General features: G+C 72.2%; 7 protein-coding genes. 2 read left to right on the top strand and 5 right to left on the bottom strand.

The window, feature by feature from the left end; genetic code table 11:
• Positions 1-9: 9 nt before the first annotated feature.
• The 3 genes from GKQ77_RS23690 to GKQ77_RS23680 all read right to left on the bottom strand — a co-directional run bounded on the left by GKQ77_RS23690 (position 10) and on the right by GKQ77_RS23680 (position 2,912).
• Positions 10-1,191: a sensor histidine kinase gene (locus GKQ77_RS23690; protein ID WP_219690953.1), complete on the bottom strand. Its 1,182-nt coding sequence runs from the start codon at positions 1,189-1,191 to the stop codon at positions 10-12.
• Positions 1,192-1,506: 315 nt separating this feature from the next.
• Positions 1,507-2,031, bottom strand: a complete 525-nt coding sequence (locus GKQ77_RS23685) for a DUF3017 domain-containing protein (RefSeq protein ID WP_219690952.1) — start codon at positions 2,029-2,031, stop codon at positions 1,507-1,509.
• Positions 2,032-2,051: 20 nt separating this feature from the next.
• On the bottom strand, positions 2,052-2,912 hold the full coding sequence (locus tag GKQ77_RS23680; RefSeq protein WP_219690951.1) for a bifunctional methylenetetrahydrofolate dehydrogenase/methenyltetrahydrofolate cyclohydrolase: 861 nt from the start codon (positions 2,910-2,912) through the stop codon (positions 2,052-2,054).
• A gap of 245 nt (positions 2,913-3,157) precedes the next feature.
• On the opposite strand from GKQ77_RS23680, the gene GKQ77_RS23675 reads away from it, so the two are divergent.
• Complete coding sequence (locus GKQ77_RS23675) at positions 3,158-3,784, top strand: hypothetical protein (RefSeq protein WP_219690950.1); 627 nt, start codon at positions 3,158-3,160, stop codon at positions 3,782-3,784.
• 89 nt (positions 3,785-3,873) lie between these two features.
• Here GKQ77_RS23675 and purH read toward each other — a convergent pair whose 3' ends face one another.
• The gene (purH, locus tag GKQ77_RS23670; protein ID WP_219690949.1) at positions 3,874-5,457 is read right to left on the bottom strand and encodes a bifunctional phosphoribosylaminoimidazolecarboxamide formyltransferase/IMP cyclohydrolase; all 1,584 of its coding nucleotides are present in this window, start codon (positions 5,455-5,457) and stop codon (positions 3,874-3,876) included.
• Positions 5,454-6,092, bottom strand: coding sequence for a phosphoribosylglycinamide formyltransferase (purN, locus tag GKQ77_RS23665; protein WP_372459969.1), 639 nt, complete (start codon positions 6,090-6,092; stop codon positions 5,454-5,456). Before purN ends, purH begins: the two co-directional genes overlap by 4 nt.
• A gap of 204 nt (positions 6,093-6,296) precedes the next feature.
• On the opposite strand from purN, the gene GKQ77_RS23660 reads away from it, so the two are divergent.
• Positions 6,297-7,070, top strand: a complete 774-nt coding sequence (locus GKQ77_RS23660; RefSeq protein WP_219690948.1) for a hypothetical protein — start codon at positions 6,297-6,299, stop codon at positions 7,068-7,070.
• Positions 7,071-7,128: the final 58 nt, after the last annotated feature.

The raw sequence follows: 7,128 nt of genomic DNA, 5'->3' as shown, positions 1-7,128 counted from the left end.
CCCGAGCGGTCACCCCGCCCCGTCGTCCCCCCGAGCCTCGGCCCGCGCCGAGGTCGGCAGGGTGAGACGCACGGCGAATCCCCCTTCGCTCAGCGGGCCGATGCTGATCGTCCCGCCGTAGAGCTTGGCCCGCTCCCGCATCCCAATCAAGCCGTGTCCACTTCCGGTGCGCACTCTGTCCTGAATCACCCCCTGCCCGTCGTTGCTGACCGAAACCTCGATATGCCTTTCCCGGTAGACGAGTTCGACGGCCGATGAGGCGCCGTGGGCGTGTTTCAGTACGTTGGTCAGGGCCTCCTGCACCACGCGGTACGCGCACAGTTCGACACCGGGGGCCAGCGGGCGCGGGGTCCCCGTGACGCGCAGCTCGACGGGGACGCCGCCCGCCCGCACCCGCTCCACCATCTCGCCCAGGCGGGCCAGGCCCGGCATGGGCGCCGCGGGACCGTCCCCGCCGGTCCCGCCGTCGTCGCCGTTCCCGGACTCCTCCGCGCGCAGCACCCGCAGCATGCGGCGCAGCTCTTCCAGGGCCTCGCCGCTGGTGCCGGAGATGGTGCCGAGCGCGGCGCGCGCCGTGGCGGGGTCCGAGCCGAAGACGAACGTGGCGAGGCCCGCCTGCACGGATATCACCGACATGTGGTGGGCGACCACGTCGTGCAGCTCGCGGGCGATCCTGCCGCGCTCCTCGGCGACCTCGCGCCGGGCCCGCTCGTCCTGCTCCCGCTTGAGCTGCCTGGCCAGTTCGGCCGTCTGGCGGGCGGCGTACCCGAAGCGCCAGATCACCACCGGGAAGCCGATGGCCTGGGCGACGACGGCGGCCATGTTCGAGCCGTCCGTCACCAGGCCCGCGTAGATCCACGTGGCGCCCATCAGAGCCGCGCAGGGCAGGGAGACGCGGGCGGGGCGCAGCGAGGCGACCGTGTAGAGGGCGAGCATGGGGGCGAAGGTGTTCAGGACGGGCCAGTACCCGGCCACGACATAGACCGTCCACACGCTGTGGACGAAGAGGAGTACGGCGAGCGGTGCCTTGCCGCGCAGCACGGCGGGGAGATTGGCCAGCGCCACCAACGCGTAACCGGTGGCGTCGAGTTCCGGCCAGCCCTGCCGCACGGACTCCTGGCCGAGCAGTACCGCCACGGTGGTCAGGGCGGCCGCGATGAGCGCGTCGACGACGAGGGGGCGCATCCGCATCGCCGCAGCGTAACCCGCGTGCGGGCGGCGGAACGTCAACCTCCCGCGGTACCGCGGAAGTTGTAGGAACCGCGCGGATACGCCGACGGGAGCAGCGGGATCTCCGCCGAGCGGGGGACGACGCCCGGCGGGGGGCGCGCGTAGCGTCGTTGACCGGCGGTGGCCCGTCCCCTCGGGGGAGGACGGGTCACCGTCGTCCAGCTGCGGCTAGGCCTGTCCGGCGGATCATGCCGCGGGACGCGGGGGGTGCCACCCCGATCTGCGGCACCAAGAGGTGTCCGCCACCCGAACGCGACCTGATCCGCCGGACAGGCCCTAGCTGTCGATCGTGAAGTGCAGCGTGTCGTCCAGGAACGGGATCTCCAGCCACGGGTGGGGCTGCGCCATCATCGCGAGGAGCACGATGGCGACGCCCAGCGCGCCGTACGTGACCATGTCCGTGAAGCGCGAGCGCACCGCCAGCATGCCCACGTCGGGCAGCGCCCACCGCAGCACGGCGCCGCCGATGAGCGCGACGCCCACCAGCATCGTGCCGACGCGGAACACGTCGAGCGCGGTGAGCAGCAGACCGAGCCCGACCACGGAGGCGACGCTCAGCAGCGGCCACTGCCGGGCGGGCGCGGGCGCGTCGCCGGAAGCCGCGCGGCCGCCGCCCTCGGGCCGTGCCGTGTCCCGGGTGAAGAGCGGGAAGCGGCGCGAGACCTTCCGCGGCTGCCCGTCCGGGCCGGGCGCGCTGACCGCGCCCGTGGCGTGCACGGTCTCCTCCGGCGCGGGCTCGGCCTCCGGAGCGCGCTCGGCCTCCGGCGCCGGTCTGGTCTCCGGCTCAGGTTCTGCGTTCATGCGCTCGCCCCTTCCCCGGGTCAGCTCGCGGCGGCGATGCGCTCGGCGGCCTCGACGACGTTGACCAGGAGCTGGGCGCGGGTCATCGGGCCGACGCCGCCCGGGTTCGGGGAGATCCACCCGGCGACCTCGGCGACGCCGGGGTGGACGTCACCGACGATCTTGCCGCTCTCGTCGCGCGAGACACCGACGTCCAGGACGGCGGCGCCCGGCTTCACGTCCTCGGGCTTGATGAGGTGCGGGACGCCTGCGGCGGCCACGATGATGTCGGCCCGCTTCAGGTGCGCGGCCAGGTCACGGGTGCCGGTGTGGCACTGCGTGACGGTGGCGTTCTCGGACTTGCGGGTGAGCAGGAGCGGCATCGGCCGGCCGATGGTCACGCCGCGGCCCACGACCACGACCTCGGCGCCCTTGATCTCCACGTCGTGCTGCCGCAGCAGCCGGATGATGCCGTAGGGGGTGCAGGGCAGCGGGGCCGGCTCGTTCAGGACGAGACGGCCGAGGTTCATCGGGTGCAGTCCGTCGGCGTCCTTGTCCGGGTCCATCAGCTCCAGGACGCGGTTCTCGTCGATGCCCTTGGGCAGCGGGAGCTGGACGATGTAGCCGGTGCAGGCGGGGTCCTCGTTCAGTTCGCGTACGACCGCCTCGATCTCCTCCTGGGAGGCGGTGGCGGGCAGTTCGCGCTGGATGGAGGCGATGCCGACCTGCGCGCAGTCGCGGTGCTTGCCCGCGACGTACTTCTGGCTGCCCGGGTCGTCGCCGACCAGGACGGTACCGAGTCCGGGCGTGACGCCCTTCTCCTTCAGGGCCGCCACGCGGGCGGTCAGTTCGGACTTGATCGCGGCTGCGGTGGCCTTGCCATCGAGAATCTGGGCGGTCATGCCCCCATCTTCCCGGATGAGACCCGCCCGGTACCAATCAGGGCGTCCCGCCGGTCCCGCCCGCTGATCAGCGAGGTTGCACTTGCACAACACATACCGAATGCGGCTGGACAAATAAGCCGGGCCTAAAGAACGATAAGCGGCACAGTGCCGCGGGCAGTGTCGGGGGGACGGACCGCATCTGTAGAACATTCCTCCGTGATGTGCCGCGTCGTCCCCGCACTACCCGACGGAGGAAGACCGCCATGAGTTACGGCGACCCGAACAACCCTTACGGGCAGCCGCCCCAGCAGCCCCCGCCCGCTCCCGGTTACGGCTACCCGCAGCAGGGCCCGCCCGGCGTCCCGCCGCAGCAGGGCTACGGCTACCCGCAGCAGCCGGCGTACCCCGGCTACCCGGGCGGCAACATGATGCCGCAGTCGATGCCGGGCCTCCTGGTCACCGCGCGCGTCTTCCTCTTCCTGATCTCGGCCGTGCAGATCCTGTTCGCCATCATCTACCTCTACGTCGCCGCGATCGCGAACGACGTCTCCGACAACGCCGACGACTTCGGCCTCGGCGGGGTGAGTGACGGCGGTGACGCGCTGACCGGCATCGCCGTGATCGGTGCGCTGATCGCGGCCGGGTTCGCGGCGCTGTCGATCACGCTCGGCGTGAAGTTCAGCCGCGGCGGCCAGGGCGTGCGGATCACCACCGTGATCTATGGCGCGCTCGGCGGGATCGTCGGCCTCATCGGCCTCTTCGTCGGCCTCGACTCGGGCCTCGCGAGCGCGATCATCGGCCCGCTCATCTGGGTCGTCTTCGCCGTCGTCATCACGATGGCCCCGGTCGTCCCCAGCGGCACCGCGTGGTTCAACCGCCCGCGCTACTGAGCGACTTGGCCCCGCACGGGGCACTGACGGTGGCCGCGCCCTTCCCGGAGGAAGGACGCGGCCACCGTCGTATGCGCTTCGGGTGCGGCTCAGTGGAAGAAGTGCCGCGTCCCCGTGAAGTACATCGTGACGCCCGCCTTCTTCGCGGCCTCCACGACCAGCTCGTCGCGGACCGAACCGCCCGGCTGCACCACGGCCTTGACGCCCGCCGCGGTCAGGATCTCCAGACCGTCGGGGAAGGGGAAGAACGCGTCGGAGGCGGCGTACGAACCGCGCGCCCGCTCCTCGCCCGCCCGCTCGACGGCGAGCTTCGCGGAGTCCACGCGGTTGACCTGGCCCATGCCGACGCCGACCGAGGCGCCGTCCTTGGCGAGCAGGATCGCGTTGGACTTGACCGCGCGGCACGCCTTCCAGGCGAACGCCAGCTCGTCCAGTTCACCCTCGTTCAGGGCGTCGCCCGTGGCGAGCGTCCAGTTGGCGGGGTTGTCGCCGTCGGCCTGGAGCCGGTCGGTGACCTGGAGCAGCGCGCCGCCGTCGATCTGCTTGACCTCGACCGCGCTCGACGGCGCCCGGTGGGCGCGCAGCACGCGGATGTTCTTCTTCTGGGTGAGGACTTCGAGGGCGCCGTCCTCGTACTCCGGCGCGACGATGACCTCGGTGAAGATGTCGGCGACCTGCTCCGCCAGCTCCTTGCTCACCGGACGGTTGACGGCGATGACGCCGCCGAACGCGGAGAGCGGGTCGCAGGCGTGCGCCTTGCGGTGCGCCTCGGCGACGGTCGCGCCGATCGCGATGCCGCACGGGTTGGCGTGCTTGATGATCGCGACGCAGGGCTCGTCGTGGTCGTACGCGGCACGGCGCGCGGCGTCCGTGTCCGTGTAGTTGTTGTACGACATCTCCTTGCCGTGCAGCTGCTCGGCCTCGGCGAGACCGCCCGTGCCGTCGACGTAGAGCGCGGCGCCCTGGTGCGGGTTCTCGCCGTAGCGCAGGACGTTCTTGCGCTCGTACGTCGCGCCGAGGAACCCGGGGTGGCCCGAGTCGTCCGCGGCGGCGTACCCGTCGGCGAACCAGCCGGCGACCGCGACGTCGTAAGCCGCCGTGTGCTGGAACGCTTCTCCCGCGAGCCGCTTGCGCGCGGCGAGGTCAAAGCCGCCCGCCTCGACCGCCGCGAGCACGTCGGCGTACCGCTGCGGGTCGGTGACGACCGCGACGGAGGGGTGGTTCTTGGCGGCGGCGCGGACCATCGAGGGGCCGCCGATGTCGATCTGCTCCACGCACTCGTCGGGAGTGGCGCCGGAGGCCACGGTCTCCTTGAAGGGGTAGAGGTTCACGACGACGAGCTGGAAGGGCTCGACGCCCAGCTCGGCGAGCTGGTTGCGGTGGTCCGCCAGGCGCAGGTCGGCCAGGATGCCCGCGTGGACCTTGGGGTGCAGGGTCTTGACCCGGCCGTCCAGGCACTCGGGGAAGCCGGTCAGCTCCTCGACCTTGGTGACGGGCACCCCGGCGGCGGCGATCCGCGCGGCGGTCGAGCCGGTGGAGACCAGCTCGACGCCCGCCTCGTGCAGGCCGCGCGCGAGCTCTTCCAGGCCGGTCTTGTCGTAGACGCTGACGAGCGCGCGCTTGATGGGGCGCTGCGCGGTGTTCGCGTTCGCGTTCGTAGCTTCGGCGGTCACGGGATAAGAACCTTTCGTCCCTCAATGCGGTAGCCGTGCCGGGCCAGACGCCCCACGACATCGACGAGCAGCGTGCGCTCGACTTCCTTGATGCGCTCGTGCAGAGCGCTCTCGTCGTCCTCGTCCCGGACCTCGACCACGCCCTGGGCAATGATCGGGCCGGTGTCGACGCCGTCGTCGACGAAGTGGACGGTGCAGCCGGTGACCTTCACGCCGTACGCGAGCGCGTCGCGCGCGCCGTGGGCCCCCGGGAAACTGGGCAGCAGCGCGGGGTGGGTGTTCACGAACCGCCCGCCGAAGCGCGCGAGGAACTCCTTCCCCACGATCTTCATGAACCCGGCGGAGACGACCAGGTCGGGTTCGTGCGCGGCGGTCGCCGCCGTGAGGGCGGCGTCCCACTCGTCGCGGGTCGCGTGGTCCCTCACCCGGCAGACAAAGGTCGGGATCCCGGCGCGCTCGGCGCGCTCCAGGCCCGCGATGCCGTCACGGTCGGCGCCGACGGCGACGACCTCGGCGCCGTACACGTGTGCGCCTTCGGCGTGGACGGTGTCGAGCAGGGCCTGAAGGTTCGTGCCCGACCCGGAGACCAGCACGACGAGTCGCTTGGGGCGCGCGTCCACAGCGCTCTCGGCCACAGCGGGGCCCTTTCTCGGGAGGTGCGTCTTTGTACGGTCGTACGAAGGCTTCGAGCCCCGCGATACGGGGAACTCTCCAAAGCGGCCGACCGCCAGCAACGATACCGGCACACGGAACCGCCCCTCGCGGGACGGGGGCGCGGGCGGAAGGTAGCGTCTGGGGGAAAGGCGCCGAACACCTACCTAGGGGAAGACGCACACCTGATGCCGGACCGTAGCCGCCCTTCGTCCCCACCGCAGGATCCCGACTCCCAGGGACCGGAGTCCCGGGGCCCGGGCTCCCGGGGGACGGGCAAGGACGACGACAACCCCTTCGCGCCGCCGCCGGAGGGGACGCCGGACCGGCCGTGGCAGCCGCGCCGCCCCTCGGACGGTTCCTCGTCCTCGCCCGACGGCTCGGGTGACGGCTCCTCGGGCTCGCCCTGGGGCAGCCAGTGGAGCGACCGGCAGCCCGGGCGCTCCCCGGGCGGCTTCGGCGAGCGGTCTGGCCAGCAGGGCGGGCCCGGCAAGGAAGGCCCCTCCGGTCCCGGCGGCGGTGGCCTGCGCTGGGACCCGACGGACCCGGCCCAGCGCCGCGCGCGCTATGCCCTGCTCTCGGGCATGTGGGCGTTCTTCTTCGCGCTCTTCGGCTGGCGGTACGTGGCACTGCTGCTCGGTGCGCTCGCGCTGAACTGGGCCATCCAGTCCCTGCGCGCCAAGCCGCGTACGCCGGACGCGACGGCCCCGGCACCTGCCGCCGCCGCTCCGGGCGGGGCGGCGCAGGCCCCTTCGACGACGCGCCCGCAGACGACGGCCGCGATCAGTGGCCTGGTCACGGGGGCGCTGGCGCTGCTCATGGTGGCGGGGACGTTCACGGCGCAGCTGGTGTACCGGGACTACTACACGTGTGTGGACGACGCGCTCACCAGCACGTCGAAGCAGTCCTGCGAGGAGCTGCTCCCGAAGCAGCTGCGGCCGCTCCTGGGGGAGCAGGACTAAGGCTTCTCCCGCAGGCTTCCCTGGACTTGGGCCCGCCCTTACTCCGCGACGCGGGGAG

Source organism: Streptomyces anatolicus, from assembly GCF_019400875.1.
Classification (GTDB): Bacteria; Actinomycetota; Actinomycetes; order Streptomycetales; family Streptomycetaceae; genus Streptomyces; species Streptomyces anatolicus.
Note: the sequence above shows the minus strand (reverse complement) of the source record. Positions and strands in the feature narration are given on the sequence as shown.